A 24,546-nucleotide genomic window follows, 5' to 3' on the forward strand; every position below is an offset into this window, starting at 1 on the left:
AGGGGGGATGCCGGGTATTGTCTCGCGGCTTTCCGCCCAGACCACCAGACAGATTGCCGAGGACCCGACCATGACCGACGCCGCGCTCAGCAGCCAGCTCCAGCCCGTCATCGACGCCGCCTGGGAGGCGCGCGACAAGGTCAGTTTCCAGACCACCGGCGAAATCCGCGAGGCGGTCGAGGCGGCCCTGGAAGCCCTCGACAGCGGCAAGCTGCGCGTCGCCGAGAAGATCGGCGGCCAGTGGACCGTGCACCAGTGGGCCAAGAAGGCCGTGCTGCTGAGCTTCCGGCTGACCGACAACATGCTGATCTCGGATGCGCCGGGCGGCGCCCACTGGTTCGACAAGGTACCGTCCAAGTTCGACGGCTGGAGCGAGCAGCGCTTCCGCGGCGCCGGCTTCCGTGCCGTGCCGGGCGCCGTGGTGCGCCGGGCCGCCTTCATCGCGCCGGGCGTGGTGCTGATGCCCAGCTTCGTCAACCTCGGCGCCTATGTCGACAGCGGTACCATGGTCGATACCTGGGCCACCGTCGGCTCCTGCGCGCAGATCGGCAGGAATGTCCATCTCTCGGGCGGCGCCGGCATCGGCGGCGTGCTCGAACCGCTGCAGGCCAATCCGGTGATCATCGAGGATAACTGCTTCATCGGCGCCCGCTCGGAAGTGGCCGAAGGCGTGATCGTGGAAGAAGGCGCGGTGCTGTCGATGGGTGTGTATCTCGGCGCCTCGACCAAGATCGTCGACCGCACCACCGGCGAGGTCTTCCAGGGCCGCGTGCCGGCCTATTCGGTGGTGGTGCCTGGCAGCATGCCCGGCAAGCCGCTGCCGAACGGCCAGCCGGGCCCGGCGCTGTACTGTGCGGTCATCGTCAAGCGCGTCGATGCCCAGACCCGCTCCAAGACCTCCATCAACGAACTCCTGCGCGACTGAGCCGCCGCCCCGGGCGGCAACGCTTCGTTAACGGCGGCGGGGCAGACTGGCGGCGGAATTCCGTGAGCCGCCGATGTCCGCACCCCGCCGAGTCGACCAGACCCTGTTCCGCCGCGCCTCGATTCTCGTGGCCGTGGGCGACCGCGGCCTGCGCCGCACCCTGCGTGACGTGCTGCTCGGTATGGGCTTCCCCACCATCTACGTTTCCGGCACCGCCGCCGACACCATGCGCCAGATCGGCGAGCGCGAGCCCAGCGTGATCCTGCTCGACAACAGCCTGCCGGGCAGCGACGGGCTGGCCCTGACCCGCCGCCTGCGCCGCCACGGCGGCTCCTACAGCGCCAGCCCGATCGTGCTGATGACCGCCGCGCCCGACCTTGCCCTGGTGGCCGCCGCCCGCGATGCCGGCGTCAACGAGATCGTGGTCAAGCCGCTGTCGATGGAAGCCCTGATTCTGCGGCTGATGCATGTGCTGAAAATGCCACGGCCCTTCATCCGCACCAGCGGCTTCGTCGGGCCCGACCGCCGCCGCATCGGCGAACGGCGGCGCCATGAGCGGCGCAGCGAACAGCCGGCCCGCCTGCAGCAGGAGCGCCGCGACAAAAGCAGCCGACGCAGCGGCCAGGACCGCCGTGCCGGCAAGGGATCGGCCTGAAAAAAGCCTGCGGCTGAAAAGAAAAAGGCCGGACGAGGGCGGGGAACCGTTCCGGCCGGGCCCCCAATGTCGGTATGATCCCGGGCGCCAAGTGCAGGGACCCTAGCGGCCGGCCATGACTCCGGTATGACACCCCCCGGAATGCAGGCCGGGAATGCAGGGTCCGGAATGACGGATTCGGGCAGGACCGGATGTCGGCGGGCAGATCCGCGAATCTGTAGCCTTGCATTACTGTTATAGACCGCTACAATCGACCCGATAACAACGAGCCAGATCGCCATGCAGCGATCCGGCCGGGAGGGACAGGGTCACCGATGGCGCCATCCGCGCAATCTCCGTCTGCCGCTGCCCGGTCTGCCGCCGGCAGGTCTGCTGCCGCACCGGCGCGAAACGGCCGCCGCCATGCCGGCGCCGCGCCGCTGCCGCAGGTCGATTACGGCAGCCTGCCCGGCTATGTCGGCTACCTGCTGCGGCTGGCGCAGCTGCGGGTCTGGGAGGATTTCTACGGCCGTCTCGGTCCGACTGGCATCAGCCCCTCGCTGTTCTCGGCACTGGTGCTGATCGAGCGCAATCCCGGCCTGCAGCAGAGTCGGCTGGGCGAGGCCCTCGGCGTCGCCCGCTCCGGTGCCATGACCATGGTCGACCGGTTGGAACGGCTCGGGCTGGTCGAGCGGCAGGCCGTACCCCATGACCGCCGCGCCTATGGCCTGTTCCTGACCGCGACCGGCCGTACCCGCATGGCCGAGATCACCGCCCAGGTCCGCGGCCACGACGCCCATGTCACCGCCGCGCTCAGCCCGGCCGAGCACAGCAGCCTGATGGCCCTGCTGCAGAAATTCATTTCCGCGCCGGCGCAGCGCGGCGGAAGCCTTCCGGTCATGGAGGACGATCCGGTAGCATCGCGCCACAAGCGGCCTGCGGCGGCGAAAACCCGCGGCAGCAGCCGTCAATCACCATCGAGGGAGGAATAACCATGACGCGTAAGCTCACCCGCCGCCAGTTTGCGGCCGGCACCGCGGCCAGTGCCGCCCTGCTTGCCGGCAGTGCTCCGTTCAACATCGTGCGCGCCCAGGGCGCCAAGCTGAAGATCGGCTCGATCCATCCGCGCTCGGGCTTCCAGGCCCAGCTCGGCATCGCCTGCCAGCGCGGCATCGATATCGCTCCGCGCGTGCTGAAAATGATGGGCATGGGCGCCGATATCGAGATCATGAGCGCCGACACCGAGTCGAATGTCGATGTCGCCCGTTCCCGCGCCGAGAAACTGATCAACGACGGTGCCAATGTTCTGATCGGTGCCTTCGATTCCGGCCAGTCGGCCGCCATCGCCCAGGTCGCCGAGCAGAAGGGCGTGCCCTACATCATCAACGTGGCCGCCGCACCGCAGATCACCGAACAGGGTTACAAGTTCGTGTTCCGCAACTTCCCGACCGCGCCGATGCTGGTCGGCGACGGCCTCAACCTGATGAAGGGCGTGTTCGAGAAGAGCGGCATCACGCCGAAGACCGCCGTCTTCATGCATGTCAACGACACTTTCGGCCAGGCGATGGCCGGGGCCATCAAGGCGATGGCGCCGCGCTTCAACCTGCCGTTCCAGATCGTCGAGACCATCGCCTACGACCCGCAGGCCAAGGACCTCTCGGTCGAGATTGCCAAGGCCAAGGCGACCGGTGCCGAAATGCTGATGCCGGTGACCCGCCTGAACGACGCCATCCTGATGGTGCGCGAAATGGTCAAGCAGCGCTGGGAGCCGAAGATCGTGATGAGCCCCGGCGCGCCGGGTTTCTACGAGAACCAGTTCTACAAGACGCTGGGCAAGTTCTCGAATTACCTGCTGACCAATGTGCCGTGGTATAATCCGCGCTCGCCGATCACCCAGAAGCTGCTGGACGAGTTCACCAAGAGCTACAAGGGCGAGCTGTTCGAGCTGAATGTCGGCTTCTCGTTCGAGGCGGTGATGATCGCCGTCGACTCCTTCACCCGGGCCAAGAGCACCGGCGGCAAGGAGCTGGCCGATGCCATCCGCCAGACCAGGATCGAGAACCACGTGATGGCCGGCGGCGTGCTGCAGTTCAACGAGAAGGGGCAGAATGTCAACGTCAAGTCGGTGACGCTGCAGAATCTCGACCAGCGCCCGAAAGTGGTGCTGCCGCTCGATATCTCCGAAGACAACCTGACCCTGCCGATGCCGGGCTGGTCGAAACGGTAACCCGGCCTTTCAACCGTAACCACGCGCACAGCCGAAGAGCACCGATGCCTCCCGAACTGGTAGCCACTGTCGCCCTGCAGGGCATCCTGACCGGACTGGTCTACGGCCTGATGGCCCTCGGCCTGTCGGTGATCTTCGGCGTCGTGCGCGTGGTCAATTTCGCCCATGGCGAGATGATGACGATCGCCTCCTATGCGGCGATCGTCGCCTTCGGCGCCTGGAACATCGATCCGCTGCTCAGCATGGTGCCGATCGCCATGCTGCTGTTCGCACTGGGCTATGTGATGCAGAGCGTCCTGATCAACCCCTTCATCAACCGGCCCGAACACAGCCAGTTCATCCTGCTGGCCGCCGTGGCCATCGTCATGGTCAATGGCCTGCTGATGATCTTCGGCCCCGATGCCCGCAACGTGCTGGTCGACTATTCGCTCGATTCGATCGAGATCGGCCCGCTGCTGGTCGATAAGGTTCGGGTGATCACGGCCGGCATGGCCATCCTGATCACGGCCGCCCTGTTTGCCTTCTTTCGCCTCAGCCATACCGGCAAGGCAATCCGCGCCTGCGCCGACAACCACCTCGGCGCCCTGGTGATCGGACTCAATGTGAAACACCTTTATGCCCTGACCTTCGGCATCGGCTCGGCCATCGTCGGTGCCGCCGGCGCGATGATGACCCTGCTGATCGACACCACACCCAATATCGGCCCGGTCTTCACCCTGCAGGCCTTCGTCATCGTCATTGTCGGCGGCCTCGGCTCGATGCCGGGCGCGCTGCTGGGCGGCGTGCTGATCGGCCTGTCGGAGGCGATGTCCGGACTGTTCTTCGCCCCATCGGCGAAAACCATGTTCGGCGTCGCCATCCTGATCCTGGTGCTGCTGTTCCGGCCGCAGGGCCTGCTGGGGCGCCGGCCATGATCGCGCGGCTGACCGATGGCGTGCCGCGGCGCGCCCTGATCCTGCTCGGCCTGCTGCTGGCCGCCCTGCTGGTCGCCCCGCTGGTGGTCGATGCCTATGTGCTGTCGATCCTGATCCTGATCCTGTATTTCGCCTATACCGGCCAGGCCTGGAACGTGATGATGGGCTTCGCCGGACAGCTCAGCCTCGGCCATTCCCTCTATGTCGGCGTTGCTGCCTACACTGCCGCGGCACTGTATGTGCATTTCGGCCTCGGGCCATGGGCCGGCGTCTGGCTGGCCATCCTGATCTCGATGGCCTTCGGCCTGGTGATCGGCTTCCTGGCCTTCCGTTTCGGCATCGGCGGCGTCTATTTCGCCCTGCTGACCATCGCCTTTGCCGAATTCACCCGGGTCGGCTTCGACCATTTCACCTGGGTGAACGGCTCGGGCGGCTTCTTCCTGCCGGTCACCCAGTCCGAGGATAACGATCCGTTCAACCTGCGCGGCGACCCGGTGATGTTCTACTACCTGCTGCTGGCAATCACCGCGCTGGCATTCCTGCTCTGCCGCTGGCTGCTGACCGGCCGCATCGGCTATTACTGGCTGGCGATCCGCGAGGAGCCGGAAGCCGCGCAGACGCTGGGCATCAACGTGTTCCGCTGCAAGATGATCGCGGTGGCGATCTCGGCCGGGATGACGGCCCTGTCGGGTGTGTTCTTCGCCTTCTACTACAACAACCTGTTCCCCGAACAGATCTTCAGCATGTCGCGCTCGATCGAGCTGATCCTCGGGCCGATCATCGGCGGCGTCGGCTCGCTGTTCGGCCCGATCCTCGGTGCTTTCGTGCTGACCGTGCTGGCTGAAACCGTCACCGAACTGATGCATGCGCTGGGTTACGACATCCCGGGCATCAAGCAGGTCTTCTACGGCATCTGTCTCGGTGCCGTGGTGCTCTACCTGCCGAACGGCATCTGGCCGCCCCTGCGCAAACGGCTCGGCCTCGGAGACCGCTCATGAGCGCCGCTCCCCTGCTCGCCGTCGAGGGCATCTCGAAAAGCTTCCGTGGCCTGCGTGCGGTCTCGGCCACCAGCCTCAGCGTGCCCGAAGGCGGCATCGTCAGCCTGATCGGGCCGAACGGCGCCGGCAAGACCACCTGTTTCAACATGATTGCCGGCGTGTTCCGCCCCGACGAAGGCAGTATCACGTTTGCCGGCCGGCGCATCGACGGGCTGCGGCCGGACCTGATCTGCCGGGCCGGCATCGGCCGGACCTTCCAGATCGTCAAGCCGTTCAAGGAACTGAGCGCGCTCGACAACGTGATCGTTGGCGCCCTGCGCGCCGAAGCCGATGTGCGCAGGGCACGGAAGAAAGCCGAGGCCGTGCTCGACCGGCTCGGCATGCTCGACAAGCGCGACCAGCCGGCCGCCCAGCTGACCCTGCCCGAGCGCAAACGCCTCGAAGTCGCCCGTGCACTGGCCACCGAGCCGAAGCTGCTGCTGCTGGACGAGGTGATGGCCGGCCTGCGGCCGACCGAGACCGACCAGATGGTGGCGGTGTTCCGCGACCTCAACCGGCAGGGCGTCACCATCCTGCTGATCGAGCATGTGATGCGGGCGGTGATGGCATTGTCGCAGCAGGTGGTGGTGCTGCATTACGGCGAGGTGATCGCTGCCGGCGCGCCGGAACAGGTGGTGCGCGACCCCGCCGTCCTGGAATGCTATCTCGGAGAGGAGGCCGACATATGAGCCTCAGCATCGAGACCCTCGATGTCTTTTACGGCGACGCCCAGGCGCTGGACAGCGTTTCGCTTCAGGTGCCGAATGGCGCCATCGTCGCCATCGTCGGCGCCAACGGTGCCGGCAAGTCGACCCTGATCCGCAGCATCGCCGGCATCGAGACGCCACGGCGCGGCAGCATCCGCTGGCGCGATCAGGCCATCACCGGCCTGCCGAGCTACAAGGTCTGCAATCTGGGGATTGGCCAGGTGGCCGAGGGCCGGCAGATATTCCCAAGCCTGAGCGTGCTGGAAAACCTGCAGATGGGCGCCATGCTGCCGCGCGCCCGGGCGAAGGAAAAGGCGACACTGGACGAGGTCTTCTCGCTCTTTCCGAGGCTGGCCGAACGCCGCGACCAGTCAGCCGGCACCATGTCCGGCGGTGAACAGCAGATGCTGGCGATCGGCCGCTGCCTGATGGGCCAGCCCGAGCTGATCATGTTCGACGAACCGTCGCTGGGCCTGGCGCCCGCCGTGGTGCAGGAGGTGTTCCGCATCATCCGCCTGCTGCACGAACGCGGCCTGACCGTGGTGCTGGTCGAACAGAATGTCGCCGTCTCGCTGAAACTGGCCGACCACGCCTACGTTCTGGAAAACGGCCGCATCGTGATGCAGGGCAGCGGCGCCGATCTTCTGCACGACGATCGCATCCGGCAGGCCTATCTGGGACTGTGAACGGGAAAGGCCGCCCCTTAGGGCGGCCTTTCTGATTGCGGGTAACAACAGCCGGCCGCTCAGGCCAGCTTGGCGAAGAAGTCGTTGCCCTTGTCGTCGACGATGATGAAGGCCGGGAAATCCTCGACCTCGATCTTCCACACAGCTTCCATGCCGAGTTCCGGATATTCGTGCTGCTCGACCTTCTTGATGCAGTTCTTTGCGAGGATCGCAGCCGGACCGCCGATCGAGCCGAGATAGAAGCCGCCGTGCTTCTGGCAGGCCTCGGTTACCTGCCTGGACCGGTTGCCCTTGGCGAGGCTGATGAAACCGCCGCCATTCTCCATCAGCAGGCCGACATAAGAATCCATGCGGCCGGCCGTGGTCGGACCGAAGGAACCCGATGCATAGCCATCGGGGGTCTTGGCCGGACCGGCATAGTAGATCATGTGGTTCTTCACATAATCCGGCAGCCCCTGACCCTTCTCGATCCGCTCGGCGAATTTGGCATGGGCAAGATCGCGGGCGACGATCAGGGTGCCGGACAGCGACAGCCGGGTCTTGACCGGATACTGCGACAGCGTCTTGCGGATTTCGTTCATCGGCTGGTTGAGGTCGATCTTCACCACCTCGGTCGAGAGCTTGTCCTCGTGTTCGGGCAGATACTGCGCCGGATTGGTTTCGAGCTGTTCGAGGAAAATGCCGTCGCGGGTGATCTTGCCCAGCGCCTGGCGGTCGGCCGAGCAGGAGACGGCAATGCCGATCGGCACGCTGGCGCCGTGGCGCGGCAGCCGGATTACGCGTACGTCGTGGCAGAAATACTTGCCGCCGAACTGGGCGCCGATGCCGTTGACCCGGGTCAGCTCGAGGATTTTCTGCTCGAATTCGACATCGCGGAAGGCATGGCCGCTCTCGCTGCCCTTCGTGGGCAGATTGTCGAGATAGCGGGCCGAGGCGAGCTTGGCGGTCTTCAGGTTCAGCTCTGCCGACAGGCCGCCGATTACGATGGCCAGGTGATAGGGCGGACAGGCCGCGGTCCCCAGGGTCTTGATCTGGGTGTCGAGAAACTTGAGCAGGTTGTCGCCACGCATCACCGCCGGCGTCTGCTGGTACAGGAAGGTCTTGTTGGCCGAGCCGCCGCCCTTGGCCATGAACAGGAACTTGTAGGCATCGCCGTCGGTGGCATAGAGCTCGATCTGCGCCGGCAGATTGGTGCCGGTATTCTTTTCCTCGAACATGGACAGCGGCGCCAGCTGCGAATAGCGCAGGTTGGTTTCGGTATAGGTGCGGTAGACGCCGCGGCTGAGCGCCTCCTCGTCGCGGCCCGAGGTCCAGACATACTGGCCCTTCTTGCCGATCACGATGGCGGTGCCGGTATCCTGGCAGCTGGGCAGCACCATGCCGGCCGAGATGTTGGCATTCTTCAGCAGCTCCAGCGCCACGAAATGGTCGTTCGGCGAAGCGTCCCTGTCGTCAAGGATCGCGCGCAGCTGGGCCAGATGGCCGGGACGGAACAGATGCGCGATGTCGCGCATCGCGGCGAAGGTCAGATCGCCAAGCGCCTGGTCGCTGACCTGCAGCACCTCGCGGCTGCCCGCCTTGATCACCTCGACGCCATCGGAAGACAGCTTGCGGTACGGCGTGGTGTCGGGACCGGCAGGAAACAGGTCCTCGTAGCGGAAGTCAGGCATGCTGGAAATCTCCGGGGCTGGCAGGACTGGGCCGGCGCGGCAGGGCGCCGGATAACGGGATCAGGTCTTTTTCTTGCGGAAGGCGTCGAGCGCGACGACATCGCCGGTCTTGCGCTCGCCCGCGGCCGCATCAGCCTCGTCCGCAGCCGGATTCCCGGCTTCCGGCAGGGTCTCGGCCGCCGCCTCCGTGCCGGCCGGCTGCGGCCGGAAATCCGGATTCGGCGGCACCCGGAACTGCAGGCCGAACTGCACGCTGGGATCGGCGAAAGCGGTAATCGCCGCATAGGGGATCACCAGCCTCTCCGGCACCTTGTTGAAGCTGAGCGTCACCTGGAAGGCATCCTCGCCCGGCTCCAGCCCCCAGTACTGGTGCTGGAGCACGATGGTCATCTCCTCCGGATAGCGGGTGTGGAGATATTCGGGGATGTCCACGCCTTCCTGGTCAGTGCGGAAGGTGATGTAGAAATGGTGGTTGCCGGGCAGCCCGAATTCGGAGGCACGCTTGATCGCCTCCCGTACGGCACCGCGCAGGGCTGTTTCCACCAACAGATTGTAATCGAGCAGCTTGCCGGCCATGACCGATAATCTTTCAGGGGCTTAACGGGCGCATTTTACCCGCCCTGCCCGGCCGGTTCAATTGCAAGCGCCCCGGCAACATGCCGCGGCAGGGCCGGAGCGATCAGGCGGAGGATCGAGTGGGGGGCTTCTGTTGCCCGGCGCCCCCCGGGCCGCGCTTACCTAATTAGGCAGCGAGTGCAACGGTGTTATCGTTGGCACATTTGGATTGACCCGATAACGGCGGTATCATGCCGGGCGAAAACTGGGCCTTTACCACGCACGTCAAGCCTGATTCGCCCCCATCATCAGCCCGGCGGGGCCGGGATCGCCGGGCAGGCCCCTCAACTGAGGATAGCCGGCCGGGCTCATGGTGGAGGCGCCGGGTACTGCCCCCGGGTCCGTTACGCTTATTCCGCGCAGCGTTTATCGCCATAGTCGGTTGCCCGACCCCTTCAATCTAGGCGCTCGCCCCGGCTTTTTGAAGGGCCCATGGCGCCGAATTCCATGCTCTCCGGCCGGCGGCGGGGTTTTCCCGACTCCGCCGGCCGGTCTATAACGGCCTGCCCTTCCGGCCCGGGCGCGATTCGGTGGCCGGGCCCCGTTTGCCGGAGATTCCAGGATGACCGTCACGCCGGAGCAGGCCGCCGAAATCGCCGCCCTGCGCAGCCAGAGCCAGCCGACCCGCCGCGCCACCGTTCCGGCCCTGGAAGAGATTCTCTACGAACCGCTGCCGGTGCTGGACCACGGTTTCGTCCGGGTCGTGGATTACATGGGCGACGATGCCGCCGTGGTGCAGGCGGCCCGCGTGTCCTACGGGCGCGGCACCAAAAAGGTCAGCGAGGATCGCGGCCTGATCAACTACCTGATGCGCCACCGGCATACCACGCCCTTCGAGATGTGCGAGATCAAGTATCATGTGAAGCTGCCGATCTTCGTCGCGCGCCAGTGGATACGCCACCGCACGGCGAATGTGAACGAATATTCGGCGCGCTATTCGATCCTCGACAACGAGTTCTACCTGCCGGCGCCTGACCAGCTGGCGGCCCAGTCCAGCAGCAACCGCCAGGGCCGCGGCGACCTTTTGACCGGTGACGAGGCCGCGCATGTCATGGCACTGCTGAAGCGCGACGCGATGCAGTCCTATGCCTCCTACGAGGACATGCTGAACGAGCGGCCGGACGGCAGCCGGCGCGACGAGGGCCGCGAAGGTTTGGCGCGCGAACTCGCCCGCATGAATCTGACGCTGAATTTCTACACCCAGTGGTACTGGAAGACCGACCTGCTGAACCTGCTGCATTTCCTCAGCCTGCGGGCCGACAGTCATGCCCAGTACGAGATCCGCGTCTATGCCGAGGCGATGCTGGATACGGTGAAGCGCTGGGTACCGGCCTGCCACGACGCCTTCATGGAATACCGCATCGGTGGCGCCAGCCTGTCGGCCACCGGCATCAGGGTGGTGCGGCGCATGCTGGCCGGCGAAACCGTCGACCAGGCGTCGTCGGGCCTCAGCGCCCGGGAATGGCGTGAACTGATGGCGGTCCTCAGGCCCGAGGGCTGACGCTTCAGGTCCGCTCGACCATCGCCCCGGCCGCAGCCCGGCGGTTGCCGAGCCAGATCAGCATCCCGGCCAGGGCCGTGCCACCGAAAGCCACGCCCAGCGACAATGCGTCGCCGGCGGGAAACAGCACATTGACCGCCGACCCAAGCCCGCCTCCGGTGGTCTGCAGGAAGCCTGAGAGCGCCGCCCCGGCACCGAGGGCTGCGGGATTAACCCCCACGGCCGCCACCACCGTGTTGGGCTGCGCCAGGCCCATACCGACCGCCCAGACAATCCGCAGAAGGATGATCGCCGCCACGCTGGGCCCGGCCAGCTCCACCGTGACCGCGAGGCCAAGCGCCCCCACGGCCATGAACAGCACCCCGAGATCAATCATCCGGATCAGGCCGATCTGCCGGCCCAGCCAGGATGACAGCAGGGCCCCGAGGAAAAAGCCGCCGCTGCCGGCTGCCATCAGCAGGCCGTAAATCACCGGGTCGACCTCCAGGCTGCCGATCAGCACCGCCGGGGCGGCCGCATTGAACCCGTGCAGGCCGGCGAAAACCGTCAGGTTCAGCAGGCCGAAGGTCATGAAGGCCCGGCTGGTCAGCAGGAAGCGGTAAGAATGGAATATGCCGCGCAGCAGCGGTCCCGGCAGGCCATTGCGGGCCGGCAGGGTTTCCGGCAGCCGCCGGACCAGCACCAGCGCAACCATGGCGGTGATGCCGCCGCTGATCCAGAAGGAAGCGCGCCAGTCCAGATACTGCTCGACGAGGCCGCCCAGCAGCGGCGACAGGATCGGCGCCACCGCCAGCGAGGCACTGATGATCGATGTGGCCCGGATGGCCTGCTTACGTTCGTATGCGTCATTGACAACGGCCCGGCCGATCGCCATGGCGCTGGCAGCCCCCAAGCCCTGCAGGGCCCGCGACCACAGGAAGACGTCCAGGCTTGCGGACAGCGCGCAGGCGACCGAACCCAGCACCATGACGGCCAGCCCGCCCAGCAGCAGCGGCCGGCGGCCATAGCGGTCGGAAAGCGGACCGTAGATCAGCTGGCCGCCCGCATAGGTGGCAAAGAAAGCCGTCAGGGTTAACGGCAGCACCTCGCCGCTCACCTCCAGGTCGACCCCGATGGTCGGCAGAGACGGCAGATACATTGTGCCGGCCAGGATGCCGTTGGCGAACAGGATGGTCAGCAGCGGGACCAGGCCGGCAGGTGGCTGTGACTTGGACATCGGGGCTGGGCAATCCGGAAAGGGGACGAAGCGGAAAACGGGCGAACGCCGCGGAGTAGAATTGTAATCTTGCGGAACCCCATACAGGTGTAACTCACCCGTTGGATTCAGTTGTTCGAGAGTATATATATGATCGCAAAAGTAATTCTATGTTTTCAGCGCAGACCCGGGGAAGCGGTCTGCCGAGGGGGCGCCGGCCGGCATGTCGGAAAAAATCGATTTCAGTCACGTCCGCTTTCTTGTTGTGGATACCAACAAGCTGATGTGTCAGCTGATCAAGGACATCCTGCAGATGCTGGGCGTCCTGCAGGTAGCCACGGCCCGCGACAGCGAAAAGGCCATTGCGGTTCTGCGTAGCGGCGGCGTCGACGTGCTGATCACCGAATGGAACCTGAAACCGAAATCTGGCATGGAACTGCTCGACTGGCTGCGCAATGACGGCACCTCGCCCGACCGCATGATGCCGGTGATCTTCCTCACCGCGAATTCGGAGATGGAGTATGTCGTTGAATCACGGGACAGGGGTGTAACCGAATTTCTCGCAAAGCCATTCACGGCCGACAGCATGTACAGGCGTCTGGTCTCTGTGATCGCCCGCCCCCGTGACTTCGTCAGCGTGCCAAACTATTTCGGACCGGATCGCCGCCGCCAGCAGCTGCCCTTCGAGGGTCCTGACCGGCGGCAGCACAAGCCGGAATGAATGGCCGGAGCCGGTACCGGTAAGGGACCCGTATGCGTCGCAACACCATTCCGAACCGCGGAGAGCTGAAACGCAAGGCGGTGAATTTCAAGACCGGGCTCGGTCTGAAGCTCGATGACGAACTGCGCCAGAAAATGGAGGCGGTGGTCCAGGCCTCGACCGCCCAGTTCCTTGAAGAGACGGTGGAACGGCTGAAAGGCCTGCGTGAAGCGCTGGGCCGCGCCGCATCCGATCCTGCCTCGCGCCGTGAGGTGCTTGAGCATATCCGCGAAGAGGCCTTCCAGATCAAGGGAATGGGCGGCGTGTTCGGCTATCCGCTGCTGACCGAGTTCGCCAAGTCCCTGCATGACTTCCTGAAAGAGCTCGACGACCTCGACGAACTGCAGCAGGAAATCGTCAGCATCCATGTCGACACCCTCTATGTCGTGGTGTCGCACAAGATCACCGGCACCGGGGGGCCGCTCGAGGCCCAGCTGCGCGCCTCGCTGAAGGCTGCCGTCGACAAGGCCAAACCCGCCGGAGCGAAGCCGGCCGGAGCCTGAGCCGGCCGGCCCGGTGGACTCCGGACCGCCGGCGCCCTATAACCCCCGCATGACCCCGGCCAGCGCTCTTCCCTTCATCAAGATGCACGGACTCGGCAACGATTTCGTCGTGCTGGATGCGCGCGGCCGGACCACGCCCCTGGATACTGCCGCCGTGCGGCTGCTGGGCGACCGTCGCCGGGGCATCGGCTTCGACCAGCTGATCACCATGGAGAAATCCGACCGCGCGGATGCCTTCATGCGCATCCACAATGCCGATGGTGGCGAGGTCGAATCCTGCGGCAACGCCGCCCGCTGCATTGCCTCTCTGCTGATGCAGGAAACCGGCCGCGACGCCGTTACAATCGACACGCTGGGCGGCTGGCTGCAGGCCCGGCATGGCGCCCGCGGCATGGTCACTGTGGATATGGGCGAACCCCGTTTCGGCTGGCGCGACATCCCATTGGCGCGCGAGCTTGATACCGTGACTATGGATTATGCCTTTGCCGGCTATGCGCAGCCCGGTGCCGTCAATGTCGGCAATCCGCATGTGGTGTTCTTTGTCGCCGATGCGGAAGCCGTGCCGCTGGCAGAGATCGGCCCGCAGATCGAGCATGACCCGCTGTTCCCGCAGCGCATCAATGCCGAGTTTGCTCAGGTGATCGACCGTACCCGCATCCGCATGCGGGTCTGGGAACGCGGCGCCGGCATCACCCGGGCCTGCGGCACCGGCGCCTGTGCCACCCTGGTTGCGGCGGCCCGCCGCGGCCTCGCCGACCGCAGGGCCGAGATCGTTCTCGATGGCGGCACGCTCACCATCGAATGGGCGGCGGACAACCATATCTATATGACCGGGCCGGCCACCGAGGCCTTCCGCGGCGAGATTCCGCCGAGCTTCTGGACCCAGTCCACCGCGGCCTGAAACGATGGGTATCCGCCCCGTAACGGCCGAGACCGAATCTGCCGGGTCGAATGTGCTGAATTTCGGCTGTCGCCTGAATGCCTATGAAGGTGAGGCGATCCGCGCCGCTCTCGATGCGGCAAACCGCAACGATATCATCGTCGTCAACACCTGTGCCGTCACGGCCGAAGCCGAAAAGCAGGCTCGCCAGACAATCCGCCGGTTGCGCCGGGAACGCCCCGGACTGCGCATCGTGGTTACCGGCTGCGCCGCCCAGGTCAATGCCGCTGCCTTTGCGGCGATGCCGGAAGTCGACCATGTGGTCGGCAATCGGGAGAAGCTCGATCCCCGCCTTTGGCAAAATGTCGGCAGTACATGGCCGCGGATTGCGGTGGGCGATATCCAGACGGCGCCGCCGGCCGCCCTGCCGGCCGTCAGCCATTTTCCAGGCCGGCCGCGCGCTTTTCTTGAAATCCAGCAGGGTTGCGACCATCGCTGCACCTTCTGCATCATCCCCTATGGCCGCGGCCCGAGCCGGTCGCTGCCGCTGGGTGCGGTTGCCGAGCAGGCCCGCAGCATGGCCGCGCGCGGCTATCGGGAATTCGTGCTGACCGGCGTCGACATCACATCCTATGGCCATGACCTGCCCGGCCGGCCGACGCTCGGTCAGGCCACCCGCCGGCTGCTGGCTCTGGTGCCGGAGATCGAGCGGCTGCGGTTTTCCTCGCTCGATCCCGCTGAAATCGACGACGATCTGTTCCGGCTCTATGCAGAAGAGCCACGCGTGATGCCGCATGCCCATCTCAGCCTGCAGGCCGGCGACGACCTCATCCTCAAACGCATGAAACGCCGGCACAGCCGCCGGCAGGCGCTGGAGGTGGCCAGCCGGCTGCGCGTCCTGCGCCCCGGCATCGCGCTCGGTGCCGACCTGATTGCCGGCTTCCCCACCGAAAGCGAAGATGCTTTCATCCGCAGCCGCGACCTGATCGGAGAAGCCGGGCTCGCTTTCGTGCACGTCTTCCCCTATTCGCCACGGCCGGGCACGCCGGCGGCCCGCATGCCGCAGCTGGCGGTGGAAGTCCGCCGCGCACGCGCGGCGGCGCTGCGCCAGCAGGCCGCATGTGCACTGGACAGCTTCCTTGCCGGCCGGATTGGCCAGCCGGCCAGCATTCTCGTCGAGCAGCCGGGACTCGGGCGTGACGAGACTTACGCACCGGTCATGATGCCGGCAGACCTGGAAAAGGGCGCGATCATCGCCGCGACAATCCGCGCGGCGCGCGACGGCAAACTCTGGCTGGAGGCGGCATGAGCGGGGCAGAAAACGGCGAGACGCGCAAAGGCTGGCTCGGCCGTCTGAAAGCCGGCCTGTCGCGCTCGGCAGGACAGCTCGGCGGATCGATCAGCGCGCTGTTCACCAAGCGCCGGCTCGACCAGGACGCCCTCGACGAGCTGGAAGAAGCCCTGATCCAGGCCGATCTGGGCGTCAGCACGGCCGCAAGGGTTGTGGCCGATATCGCCCGCGACCGTTTCGACAAGGATATCACGGCCGAAGAAATCAGGTTGGCACTTGCAGAATCGCTGACCGGGCTGCTGCAGACCGCCGAGCAGCCACTCGTCCTTGATGAAGTGCCGGGCATGCCGCAGGTGATCCTTGTCGTCGGCGTCAACGGTGCCGGAAAAACCACCACCATCGGCAAGATCGCAACCCGCCTGCGCGAACAGGGCAAATCTGTCATGCTGGCCGCCGGTGATACCTTCCGTGCCGCTGCCATCGAGCAGCTCAAGGTCTGGGGTGAGCGTGTCGGCGTGCCGGTGCTGGCACGCGAGACCGGCACCGATGCCGCCGGTCTCGCCTATGACGCACTGGCCGAGGCCCGCGAAAAGAAGGTTGATGTGCTGCTGGTCGATACTGCCGGCCGGCTGCAGAACAAGACCGACCTGATGGCCGAACTGGCCAAGATCGTGCGGGTGATGAAGAAACTGGATGCAGCGGCGCCACATCAGGTTCTGCTGGTTCTGGATGCCACCACCGGCCAGAACGCATTGAGCCAGGTTGCCACATTCAAGGAAATCTGTGCTGTCACCGGGCTGGTGGTGACCAAGCTGGACGGCACTGCCCGCGGCGGCGTGCTGGTCGCCATTGCCGACAAATTCGGCCTTCCGGTGCATTTCATCGGCGTCGGCGAGCAGGCCGCCGACCTGCAGCCATTCACGGCCAGGGCGTATGCCCGCACGCTGGCCGGTCTTGAGCCGGACTAATAATTCCCGGTCTCGCCAGCCGGATTGCCGAAAGCGGGAAACCCGGTCCGGCCTTCGATACTGCGATACTGGCCAAGCGCCCAGTGCACGGACGGGAAAGCCAGTTCCTGCCAGGGAATCTCGTCCCAGCCGAACAGACGCACTTCGAGGGATTCCGGGCCGGCCGCGATCTCCGGCACCGCCAGACGCGCGCACCAGATCAGCTGGACCTGGCTGATGCGGGGAATGCTGTAGACTGCCAGCAAACTATCGAGTGCGATCTCCGCACAGGCCTCCTCCCGCGCCTCCCGCTTCGCCCCCGCTTCTGCTGTTTCCCGCTCCTCCAGATAGCCGGCGGGGATGGTCCAGAAACCGCGCCGGGGCTCGATGGCCCGCCGGCAGAGCAGAATTTTCCCCTCATGAGCAACCACCGCGCCAACCACCACCTTGGGATTGACGTAATGGATCCAGCCGCAATCGCCGCAGACCAGACGATGCTGCGTGTCTCCATCCGGAGTCTTGAGGGAAAATCCAAAATCCCTGGGGTTCTGCATAAACGCTCCAAATCAGGCCGGCAGCCGCAAGCAGGGTATCATTGCGCGAAAATCTCGCTGCACAATTCATCCCGGGTCTGGACGAGGCCCACGCAATGGCGTTCAATCTGTGCACTGAGAAGCGGAAATAATCCGCCTTGGAATAATAACAGGGTAGTTGTTAACACAAACAAGGGAGGTTCCATGTCGGGGGAAAAAACCACCCAGGCCGTGTCGGATTCCGACGATCTGGCCACGTTCAATCTCTATGACGCACCCGGACATCTGCTGCGGCGCTGCCAGCAGCTGGCCGTCGATCTCTATACGCTTGAAGTTGGCATCAACGGCCTGACGCCACGGCAATTCGCACTGCTGCTGGCAATCTACCAGAACAGCGGGATCAGTCAGGTCGATCTGGTGCGGCTGACCGGCATCGACCGCTCGACCGTCGCCGAAATGGTGGCCCGCCTGATCAAGCGCGGCCTGCTGGTCCGCCAGCGCACCGAAACCGACCGCCGCACCAATGCGCTGGCGATCACACCGGAAGGCGAGGCCCAGCTGCGGGCGGCAAAGCCCGGCGTGGAGCGGACACAGGATCGCATCCTGCATCCGATTCCGCCGGCCCAGCGGGAAGCCTTCATTGCTGCCCTGCGCAGCCTGGTCGAGGGCCTCGAGCAGAAGCCCTGACCGGTCTACTCGCGATCGCGGCGCTGCAGGTTGTCGTTCAGGCGGCCCTGCAGCGCCGCGATATCGATCTGCCGCACCGAGCCGGAACCGGCAAGGTCGAGGGCCTGTGCCGCTGCCGCCCCCATCGCCATGCAGGGCCCCATCACCCGCACCGAACTGAGTGCGGCCGGATCGCCATCGGCACAGCGGCCGGCAGCAACCAGGTTATCGGCCTCGCGCGGCACCATGGCGCCGAAGGGCATGTAATGCAGGTGGTCGTCGCCAAATTCTTCCCAGTGCACATCTTCGGCCCGGTCATGCAGTTCGACCGGCCAGGAACAGCGCAGGATGGCATCGGCATGCCGGTGGCCGCCGCGCACCTCGTCAATGGAAAGACTGTGGCGGCCGACGATCCAGCGGGTCTGGCGGATGCCGAGGAATCCGTATTGCCGCACCCGGGCAGATCCGAAAATCTCCGGATACTCGCCCCGCAGGAAATCCACCACGCGGTCGGCCTGGGCCCGCCCCTCAGCCTGGGCTGCCGCATAACCCAGTGGATCAAGGGGCGTTTCCACATGGGTCATGTTGACCGTGGCCTGCCCCTTGCCAGGAAAGGCGAAGACGAAACCGTCGCGCCGCACCAGGCCATAACGCGCCCCGGTTTCGGCCAGCCGTTTCTGCATCGTCCAGCGATCGACCGCCTGGGCGCCGGCCTGATCGAAGCCTTCTATGGTAAACATCAGCGTGCCCTGGATCGGGCTGACCGGCTCGCGGCAATCGAAACCGGCGGCATAGGTCAGTGCTGCATCGCCTGACGCATCCACGAATCCGGTACCGCGCAGTTCAACCGGCCCGAACCGTGTCGCCAGCAGCAGGCTGGCGATGCGGCCGCCATCGCGGCGCACCTCGAGCAGGACGGCCCCCAGCAGCACATCAATACCGGCAGCGGTCACTGCCTGCTCGATCCAGCGGACCAGAACCTGCTCCTGGTAGAGCGGAATATAGGTGTTGCGGCCCCTGCGGATGCTGAGGGCGTCTTCGCGCTTCAGATGCGCGAACATGTCGTCGGCCATGCCATAGACGACACGATAAGGGTCCGGCCCGTTGGAATAGAAGCCACACAGGGTGCCGAGCATGGAGCCGGTCGACTGGCCGCCCAGTTGCTGGCCGGCATCGACAAGCGCCACACGGCGGCCGAGCTTTGCCGCTTCCAGGGCAGCGGAAATGCCGCTGATGCCGGCGCCAAGCACGACGATATCGGCAGTGACGATATGCGGCACCGCCGTTTCCGGCCGGCGCAGGATGCGGGTCTGCGGGATCGGATACTCGCTCATGGTCGCCTCAGCGCCAGCGCAGCAGCGTCTTCTCGACGCGGCTCAGCAGCCAGCTGACCAGCAGGCCGATCAGCGACAGCAGCACCACGCCGGCGACCAGCTGGTCGGTCTGCATCAGGTTGCCGGCCGCGAGCACGAAAGAGCCGATGCCGGTATCGGCACCGATCATCTCGGCGGCAACCACCAGGATCAGGGCAATCGACGAGGAAATCCGGAAGCCGGCCAGGATGCCCGGCATGGCCCCGGGCAGGATCACCTTGAAGACGATCATCCGCGTCGACAGCCCGAAGCTCTGTGCCATGCGGATCAGGTTGCGCGGCACGTTGTCGACCGCCGAATAGGCACTGACCACGGTTGGAAAGAAAACCCCAAGTGCGATGGTGGCGATCTTCGAGGGTTCGCCGATGCCGAACCACAGGATGAACAGCGGCAGCAGGGCGATCTTCGGGATCGGAAACAGGGCCGCGACAACCGGCAAACCGACCGAACGGGCCAGCACGAAGATGCCCATGGCAAAGCCGACCACCAGGCCGGCCAGGCTGCCGATCACCCAGCCACCAAGAATCCGCTGCAGTGACGCACCGATATGCACGAACAGCTGGCCGCTTTCCAGCAGGGCATACAAGGCCAGGGCCACTTCATGCGGTGCCGGCATGAACAGCGCCGGCAGCAATCCGGTATCGGAGGCGGCCTCCCAGGCCGCAATGATGAGGACAAACGCCAGCCAGGGCGCCCAGCGGCGATTGCCGGGAACGAAACCGCCGCCGCGAAAGGCGACGCCGGTACCTGCCGGAAGCTTCGTTTCAGGCATCCTGCATCTCCCGGTCGGCCACCTGCGCCTCGGCCCTGATCAGGGCCCAGAGTTCGTCATGCAGCTGCTGCAGCGCGGCGGCATGTTCGGGTTTGTGCCGCTCGGCCACCGGCACCGGGATTGCCACGATGCGCTTGACGCGACCGGGCCGGCGCGACAGAACCACGACATGGTCGGCCAGCCGCACCGCCTCGCCCAGGTTATGCGTTACATAGAGGGTGGTGGTGCGCTCGCGCGACCAGATCGCCACCAGATCCTCCATCAGCAATTCGCGGGTCTGGGCATCCAAGGCCGAGAGCGGTTCGTCCATCAGCATCACAGCCGGACGGACGGCGATGGCCCGCGCAATGCCAACACGCTGGCGCATACCGCCGGACAGCTGTCGGGGCAGGGCCTGGGCGAAATCCGACAGGCCACACAGCCGCAGAACCTCGCCGATGCGGCCATCGCGTTCGCTGCGCGACAACCGATGATGCTCCAGTGCCAGCGCCACATTGCCGGCAACCGTCCGCCACGGCAGCAGGGCGAAATCCTGGAACACGAAGGTCAATGGGTTGAGGCAGCCGGCAGGCGGCGATCCATGGGTGCGGATGCTGCCGCTCTGCTGCGGCAGCAGTCCGCCAACCAGATTGAGCAGGGTCGACTTGCCGCAGCCGGAGGGGCCGATCAGCGCCGCGGTTTCGCCTTCTGCGACGGTGAAACTGATCCCGTCGAGTACCGGCAGATCGCCGTAAGCGTAACCGACCGCCTCCAGTACGACTTGCATGCTCCTGCTCTTCGCCGGACGGACCGCTACTGCTTCGGGACGTCGAAATGGCCCTTCACGAAGCTCAGGTCGAGGAAGTCACCGGCCTTGACCGGCTTGTCGACCAGACCTTCGGACTGGTACCAGGCCAGCTGGTCATAGATGTTCTTCACCAGCAGCCGCCCCTTCGGATCCATGTAGTTGGCCGCAACCTTGGCCACTTCGAAGGTCGGGGTCGGCTTGACCCACTTTTCCAGTGCCGGCATCACCGCCTGCGCCTTCTCGGCGAACATGCGGTTACCCTCCTTGTCACGGGCAAGAAATGCTTCGGCATAATCGGCCAGGCCCTTCTGGTAGGCTTTCACGAAACGCTCGACCATCGGGCGCTTCTCCTTGACGTTCTTGCTCGAAGTGAAGAGTGCGCCGAGCTGCCAGGGCGTATGGTCACTGACCCAGCCGATGATATGGCCGGCCTTGTCGGCTTCCAGTTTCAGGGCGTTGTTGGCCGGCAGGATGGTGGCATCGACCTGACCGCCGGTCAGCGCTGCCATCATGTTCGGCACCGACTGGACCGGCTTCATCGTCACATCGCTCAGCTTGAATCCGTATTTGTCGGCCAGCATGCCCAGATTGTAGTGAAAGCTGGAACCCACGGTGGTGATTGCCACCGTCTTGCCGGCGAAATCCTTCGGCGAGCGGAACCCGGCCTCATAGGCCTTGTTCGACGCGATATAGGCCACGAACTTGTAGCCGGGTTCCTCGCGGCTCTGCGCCGCGATCACCTTCAGGGCGCCCTTGCCGGCAAGGTTGAAGAAACCGCCGGTGAAGGCCGTGATACCGAAATCGGCGTCGCCCGAGGCCACCGCAACGGCTACGGCCTGTGCCGCGTTGAAGGTCTTGATCTCGAGATCAATCCCCTCGGCATCGAAATAGCCGCGTTCCTTGGCAATGAAAACCGGAGCCGTGGAGAAGAAAGGCAGCGCCGCAATAACGGCCTTGTCCTTCGCCTGTGCGCCGGCCGGAGGCAGCGCGAGGGCCGCTGCGACAGCCGCAACGGACATGAGAAGCGAACGGCGAATCCACATGGCGTTTCCCCTGATAGTTTGTATAAGGATTATTTAGCGGTAGAGCCTAATTTACCGCGCATAATCACGTCAACACGAACAGGGGGGAGAAATCAAACGATGATGTTTACATGCTGGCCGAGATAGCCGCCGCGCACCGGAACCGGCGGCTGGCGGGCCGGCGCCGACGCCTGGCCGGCTGTGGCAGCCGAGGCCGCCCGCTCAACACTGCTGCGCTGTGCCGGGGCGGTCAACTGTGCCGCAAAACTGCCGCGGACGGGGCCGTTACCGCCGGCACCGGCCGCAGCCGGCCGGGTACCGGTCTGCAGCTGCGAAAGCGCCGACAGAAGATTGCTGCTTGGTGCGATAGCCATGAACCCAGCCCCTGGAAACCGAGGCCCGATTACGCGCAGGCGGCCGTTAAAGCGGGGTTAACGGGTCAGGCTGGCAATCCTGGCGGCCAGCTCCTTCGCCTCCGCCGAATCCGGGGGCAGCAAGGCCAGCAGACGCTGCCAGTGTGCGGCCGCGGCCGTCTTGTCGCCGGACTCGTAGGCGGCTCGGCCGACAAACCACAATGCCTGGGCATGATCGGGCTGCAGGCCAAGCACAGCCTGGAACTGCGCAACCGCATCGCCGGGCAGCGGATCACGATTTTTCACTGTGGCACCCGCCAGATCGAAGGCCAGCGCCATGCGGGCATCCACGCGGTCGGGCCCGTGCTGAACGGCCTGGCGCAGCGCCTCGCGGGCCGCCTCGGCTTCGCCCAGCACCTGACGGGCACGGGCCAGACGCAGCCAGCCTTCAGGGTCGGCAGGCTGTTCCTGCAGGCGGGCCGCCAGCCGGTCGACCATGCCGCGGATCATTTCCGTGCGCTCCGCTTCCGACATCTGCTGCGCGGCTTCGACCTGTGCGCGGTCGGGCCCCGGCATCGCTGGCGGAGCGGCAGGCGATGCGGCAGAAGGCGGCCGCGGTTCCGGCACCGCCGTGGCCAGCGGGATACCCAGCCGCGGCGCCAGCTCGCGCAGACGCCCCTGCACCAGACCAAGCCAGGGGGCATCGGCAGGGGCCGCCGCCGCCAGGGCGTGCCAGTCGTCATAGGCGCCGCGGGTATCGCCCTCCTGCAGACGGGCGAGGCCAAGATAGTAGCGCGCCCCGGGATGCTCCGGATCACGCGACAGCACAGCCTGAAAATCCTGTTCTGCGGCCGGCGTCACCGCACCGTCCGCGGCCAGCGTGCGTGCTTCGCCGCGCAGGGCCAGTGCTTCCGGATTGTCCGGCTGTAGAGCCACCGCCTGATCCAACGCCGCGGCCGCCTCGTCAGGCCGGTCGGTGCTCAGCAGCGAGCGTCCCAGCAGCAGCCAGCCATCGACGAGATCCGGTTCGGCCTGCAGGCGGGTCCGCAGGCGGGCGATCAGGGTTTCGGTCTCGGCCTGCAGGCGGGCCTGCTGTTCGGCCCTGGCCCGCGCCGTGACGCGATCGAAATCCGCGGCCTCGGGCCGGCCGAGCGCCAGATACAGACCACCCCCCAGCAGCGGCACCAGCAGCAACGCCGACAGGGTGGCAAACCTGATGGCCGGGCCGGCACGCAATGGTGCGGCCGTGCCCCCACCGGCCTCCGCCGTGTCGGCTCGCAGCAGGCGCCGCTGGATTTCCAGCCGGGCGGCCGCTGCCTCGGTTCCGCTGATGGTGTTGCGGGCCAGATCCTGTTCGACCTCGGCCAGCTGCGCCCGGTAGACCGCAAGATCGTGATCCCGGCGGCCAGCCGCCACCTGCCGGCTGCGCAACAGCGGCCAGAGCAGGAAGCCCGCAGCCACCAGGACCAGGAGGATGAAACCAAGCCACAGCATCATGGCTGTCTGCCTCCTGGCGGCCCGTTCGCGCGGCCATCCTCCGCCAGCAGGGCCGCCAGCCGGGCCTGCTCGGCTTCGCTCAATGGTGCCACAACGGGTCGACGGCCCCGCTGCCGCCGGTACAGCAGCAGAATGATGAGAGCCCCGCCGGCAAGAAGCAGCGCCGGCCCCAGCCACAGCAGCAGGTTCTGCAGGTTGAAGCGGGGCATCAGCAGCACCCAGTCGCCATAGCGCGCCACCAGATAGTCGCGTACCGCCCGGTCGCTGTCGCCGGCGGCCAGGCGTTCGCGTACGATGCGGCGCAGGTCGGCCGCCAGCGGCGCATTGGAATCCTCAATCGACTGGTTCTGGCAGACCAGGCACCGCAGTTCGCGGGAAATATCACGGGCCCGCTGTTCCAGTGCGGAATCGGCCAGCGGCGTTTCCATATGCTGTGCCGCTGCCGGCACCGATGCCAGAAGCAAAGTCAGGAGAACCGCCAGCCTCGTCAGCATTTCACGCTGCTCGCGCGGCCGGCTTTCAGATCGTCCAGAAGCGGCCGGATCTTGTTGTCGACATCCCACTGCATCAGCGGCCCGACATGCTTGCAGACGATCCGGCCCGCACCATCGACCACAAAGGTTTCAGGCACGCCGTAGACGCCCCAGTCGATGCCCACCCGGCCGTCGCGGTCGGCGCCGGTGCGGGCGAATGGATTGCCGAGCTGATCAAGCCATTTCGCCACATCGGCTGGCTTGTCCTTGTAGTTCAGGCCATGGACCGGCGCGATACCCTCACGTGCCAGCGCCATGATCAGCGGATGCTCGACCCGACAGGGCACGCACCATGAGGCGAAAACGTTGACCAGACTGGGTCCATCGCCGGCCCTGAGATCGGCGCTCGACAGCCCCTGTCCGCCCTCGACCACCGGCGGCAGCGAAAAATCCGGCACGGGTTTGCCGATGAGTGCGGAAGGAATCTCACGCGGATTGAGGGTCAGTCCGACGGCAAGGCCCAGTCCGATCAGGACAAAAACAATCAGCGGTGCAAGATAGGTCAGACGCATATGATC

27 protein-coding genes and 1 other RNA gene are annotated in these 24,546 nt (G+C 65.7%); 15 read left to right on the forward strand and 13 right to left on the reverse strand.

What is annotated here, in order from left to right:
- Window positions 1-70 precede the first annotated feature (70 nt).
- The 8 genes from dapD (at window position 71) to ACEQZY_RS16485 (ending at window position 7,130) form a co-directional block, all read left to right on the forward strand.
- Window positions 71-925, forward strand: coding sequence for a 2,3,4,5-tetrahydropyridine-2,6-dicarboxylate N-succinyltransferase (dapD, locus tag ACEQZY_RS16450; RefSeq protein WP_370155855.1), 855 nt, complete (start codon window positions 71-73; stop codon window positions 923-925).
- Between the two features lie 73 nt (window positions 926-998).
- On the forward strand, window positions 999-1,580 hold the full coding sequence (locus ACEQZY_RS16455) for a response regulator (RefSeq protein WP_341703178.1): 582 nt from the start codon (window positions 999-1,001) through the stop codon (window positions 1,578-1,580).
- A gap of 314 nt (window positions 1,581-1,894) precedes the next feature.
- The gene (locus tag ACEQZY_RS16460; RefSeq protein ID WP_341703179.1) at window positions 1,895-2,551 is read left to right on the forward strand and encodes a MarR family winged helix-turn-helix transcriptional regulator; all 657 of its coding nucleotides are present in this window, start codon (window positions 1,895-1,897) and stop codon (window positions 2,549-2,551) included.
- Window positions 2,552-2,553: 2 nt separating this feature from the next.
- On the forward strand, window positions 2,554-3,786 hold the full coding sequence (locus ACEQZY_RS16465) for an ABC transporter substrate-binding protein (protein ID WP_341703180.1): 1,233 nt from the start codon (window positions 2,554-2,556) through the stop codon (window positions 3,784-3,786).
- Between the two features lie 44 nt (window positions 3,787-3,830).
- Complete coding sequence (locus ACEQZY_RS16470) at window positions 3,831-4,700, forward strand: branched-chain amino acid ABC transporter permease (RefSeq protein ID WP_341703181.1); 870 nt, start codon at window positions 3,831-3,833, stop codon at window positions 4,698-4,700.
- Window positions 4,697-5,698: a branched-chain amino acid ABC transporter permease gene (locus ACEQZY_RS16475; RefSeq protein ID WP_370155861.1), complete on the forward strand. Its 1,002-nt coding sequence runs from the start codon at window positions 4,697-4,699 to the stop codon at window positions 5,696-5,698. Before ACEQZY_RS16470 ends, ACEQZY_RS16475 begins: the two co-directional genes overlap by 4 nt.
- Window positions 5,695-6,426 carry an ABC transporter ATP-binding protein gene (locus ACEQZY_RS16480; RefSeq protein ID WP_370155863.1) on the forward strand — a complete coding sequence of 244 codons (732 nt, stop codon included), beginning with the start codon at window positions 5,695-5,697 and terminating at the stop codon, window positions 6,424-6,426. The genes ACEQZY_RS16475 and ACEQZY_RS16480 overlap by 4 nt, the downstream gene beginning before the upstream one ends.
- Window positions 6,423-7,130: an ABC transporter ATP-binding protein gene (locus tag ACEQZY_RS16485; RefSeq protein ID WP_341703184.1), complete on the forward strand. Its 708-nt coding sequence runs from the start codon at window positions 6,423-6,425 to the stop codon at window positions 7,128-7,130. The genes ACEQZY_RS16480 and ACEQZY_RS16485 overlap by 4 nt, the downstream gene beginning before the upstream one ends.
- A 59-nt stretch (window positions 7,131-7,189) precedes the next feature.
- Here the strand turns inward: ACEQZY_RS16485 and ACEQZY_RS16490 are convergent, their stop codons facing one another.
- From ACEQZY_RS16490 to ssrA, 3 genes are all read right to left on the reverse strand, one after another.
- Window positions 7,190-8,800 carry a fumarate hydratase gene (locus ACEQZY_RS16490; protein ID WP_370155866.1) on the reverse strand — a complete coding sequence of 537 codons (1,611 nt, stop codon included), beginning with the start codon at window positions 8,798-8,800 and terminating at the stop codon, window positions 7,190-7,192.
- Between the two features lie 60 nt (window positions 8,801-8,860).
- Complete coding sequence (locus ACEQZY_RS16495) at window positions 8,861-9,376, reverse strand: SspB family protein (protein ID WP_370155869.1); 516 nt, start codon at window positions 9,374-9,376, stop codon at window positions 8,861-8,863.
- A gap of 118 nt (window positions 9,377-9,494) precedes the next feature.
- Window positions 9,495-9,845, reverse strand: a transfer-messenger RNA (tmRNA) gene (gene ssrA, locus ACEQZY_RS16500).
- Between the two features lie 132 nt (window positions 9,846-9,977).
- Between ssrA and thyX the strand changes: the two genes are divergently transcribed.
- Window positions 9,978-10,916 (forward strand): FAD-dependent thymidylate synthase, encoded by a 939-nt coding sequence (gene thyX, locus ACEQZY_RS16505; RefSeq protein ID WP_341703187.1) that lies wholly within the window; start codon window positions 9,978-9,980, stop codon window positions 10,914-10,916.
- 4 nt (window positions 10,917-10,920) lie between these two features.
- Here the strand turns inward: thyX and ACEQZY_RS16510 are convergent, their stop codons facing one another.
- Entirely contained in the window at window positions 10,921-12,132 is a 1,212-nt protein-coding gene (locus tag ACEQZY_RS16510) for a multidrug effflux MFS transporter (RefSeq protein ID WP_341703188.1), read from the reverse strand.
- Window positions 12,133-12,334: 202 nt separating this feature from the next.
- On the opposite strand from ACEQZY_RS16510, the gene ACEQZY_RS16515 reads away from it, so the two are divergent.
- The 5 genes from ACEQZY_RS16515 to ftsY are packed head-to-tail and all read left to right on the forward strand — an operon-like array spanning window position 12,335 to window position 16,513.
- Window positions 12,335-12,832, forward strand: coding sequence for a response regulator (locus ACEQZY_RS16515; RefSeq protein WP_341703189.1), 498 nt, complete (start codon window positions 12,335-12,337; stop codon window positions 12,830-12,832).
- A 32-nt stretch (window positions 12,833-12,864) separates the two neighbouring features.
- Window positions 12,865-13,374 carry an Hpt domain-containing protein gene (locus ACEQZY_RS16520; protein ID WP_341703190.1) on the forward strand — a complete coding sequence of 170 codons (510 nt, stop codon included), beginning with the start codon at window positions 12,865-12,867 and terminating at the stop codon, window positions 13,372-13,374.
- A 49-nt stretch (window positions 13,375-13,423) separates the two neighbouring features.
- On the forward strand, window positions 13,424-14,275 hold the full coding sequence (gene dapF, locus ACEQZY_RS16525; protein ID WP_370155874.1) for a diaminopimelate epimerase: 852 nt from the start codon (window positions 13,424-13,426) through the stop codon (window positions 14,273-14,275).
- A 4-nt stretch (window positions 14,276-14,279) separates the two neighbouring features.
- Window positions 14,280-15,563 (forward strand): tRNA (N(6)-L-threonylcarbamoyladenosine(37)-C(2))-methylthiotransferase MtaB, encoded by a 1,284-nt coding sequence (mtaB, locus tag ACEQZY_RS16530; RefSeq protein ID WP_370155876.1) that lies wholly within the window; start codon window positions 14,280-14,282, stop codon window positions 15,561-15,563.
- Entirely contained in the window at window positions 15,560-16,513 is a 954-nt protein-coding gene (ftsY, locus tag ACEQZY_RS16535) for a signal recognition particle-docking protein FtsY (protein WP_370155878.1), read from the forward strand. The genes mtaB and ftsY overlap by 4 nt, the downstream gene beginning before the upstream one ends.
- Here the strand turns inward: ftsY and ACEQZY_RS16540 are convergent.
- Window positions 16,510-17,046: an NUDIX hydrolase gene (locus tag ACEQZY_RS16540; RefSeq protein WP_341703194.1), complete on the reverse strand. Its 537-nt coding sequence runs from the start codon at window positions 17,044-17,046 to the stop codon at window positions 16,510-16,512. The genes ftsY and ACEQZY_RS16540 overlap by 4 nt on opposite strands.
- Before the next feature lie 183 nt (window positions 17,047-17,229).
- On the opposite strand from ACEQZY_RS16540, the gene ACEQZY_RS16545 reads away from it, so the two are divergent.
- Window positions 17,230-17,712: a MarR family transcriptional regulator gene (locus ACEQZY_RS16545; protein WP_341703195.1), complete on the forward strand. Its 483-nt coding sequence runs from the start codon at window positions 17,230-17,232 to the stop codon at window positions 17,710-17,712.
- 5 nt (window positions 17,713-17,717) lie between these two features.
- Here ACEQZY_RS16545 and ACEQZY_RS16550 read toward each other — a convergent pair whose 3' ends face one another.
- The 8 genes from ACEQZY_RS16550 to ACEQZY_RS16585 all read right to left on the reverse strand — a co-directional run bounded on the left by ACEQZY_RS16550 (window position 17,718) and on the right by ACEQZY_RS16585 (window position 24,540).
- Window positions 17,718-19,025: an FAD-dependent oxidoreductase gene (locus ACEQZY_RS16550; RefSeq protein WP_370155882.1), complete on the reverse strand. Its 1,308-nt coding sequence runs from the start codon at window positions 19,023-19,025 to the stop codon at window positions 17,718-17,720.
- A gap of 7 nt (window positions 19,026-19,032) precedes the next feature.
- Window positions 19,033-19,836, reverse strand: a complete 804-nt coding sequence (locus tag ACEQZY_RS16555) for an ABC transporter permease (protein WP_341703197.1) — start codon at window positions 19,834-19,836, stop codon at window positions 19,033-19,035.
- A complete protein-coding gene (locus ACEQZY_RS16560) occupies window positions 19,829-20,602 on the reverse strand; it encodes an ABC transporter ATP-binding protein (protein ID WP_341703198.1) in 774 nt (257 codons plus the stop codon). The genes ACEQZY_RS16555 and ACEQZY_RS16560 overlap by 8 nt, the downstream gene beginning before the upstream one ends.
- A gap of 26 nt (window positions 20,603-20,628) precedes the next feature.
- Window positions 20,629-21,642 (reverse strand): ABC transporter substrate-binding protein, encoded by a 1,014-nt coding sequence (locus ACEQZY_RS16565; RefSeq protein ID WP_372530182.1) that lies wholly within the window; start codon window positions 21,640-21,642, stop codon window positions 20,629-20,631.
- A 116-nt stretch (window positions 21,643-21,758) separates the two neighbouring features.
- Window positions 21,759-22,019 carry a hypothetical protein gene (locus tag ACEQZY_RS16570; RefSeq protein ID WP_341703200.1) on the reverse strand — a complete coding sequence of 87 codons (261 nt, stop codon included), beginning with the start codon at window positions 22,017-22,019 and terminating at the stop codon, window positions 21,759-21,761.
- 57 nt (window positions 22,020-22,076) lie between these two features.
- The gene (ccmI, locus tag ACEQZY_RS16575) at window positions 22,077-23,495 is read right to left on the reverse strand and encodes a c-type cytochrome biogenesis protein CcmI (RefSeq protein ID WP_370155887.1); all 1,419 of its coding nucleotides are present in this window, start codon (window positions 23,493-23,495) and stop codon (window positions 22,077-22,079) included.
- Complete coding sequence (locus ACEQZY_RS16580; protein WP_370155890.1) at window positions 23,492-23,989, reverse strand: cytochrome c-type biogenesis protein CcmH; 498 nt, start codon at window positions 23,987-23,989, stop codon at window positions 23,492-23,494. The genes ccmI and ACEQZY_RS16580 overlap by 4 nt, the downstream gene beginning before the upstream one ends.
- On the reverse strand, window positions 23,983-24,540 hold the full coding sequence (locus tag ACEQZY_RS16585; RefSeq protein ID WP_341703203.1) for a DsbE family thiol:disulfide interchange protein: 558 nt from the start codon (window positions 24,538-24,540) through the stop codon (window positions 23,983-23,985). The genes ACEQZY_RS16580 and ACEQZY_RS16585 overlap by 7 nt, the downstream gene beginning before the upstream one ends.
- Window positions 24,541-24,546: the final 6 nt, after the last annotated feature.

Origin of the sequence: Ferrovibrio sp., assembly GCF_964218355.1 — a bacterium.
Lineage (GTDB): Bacteria > Pseudomonadota > Alphaproteobacteria > Ferrovibrionales > Ferrovibrionaceae > Ferrovibrio.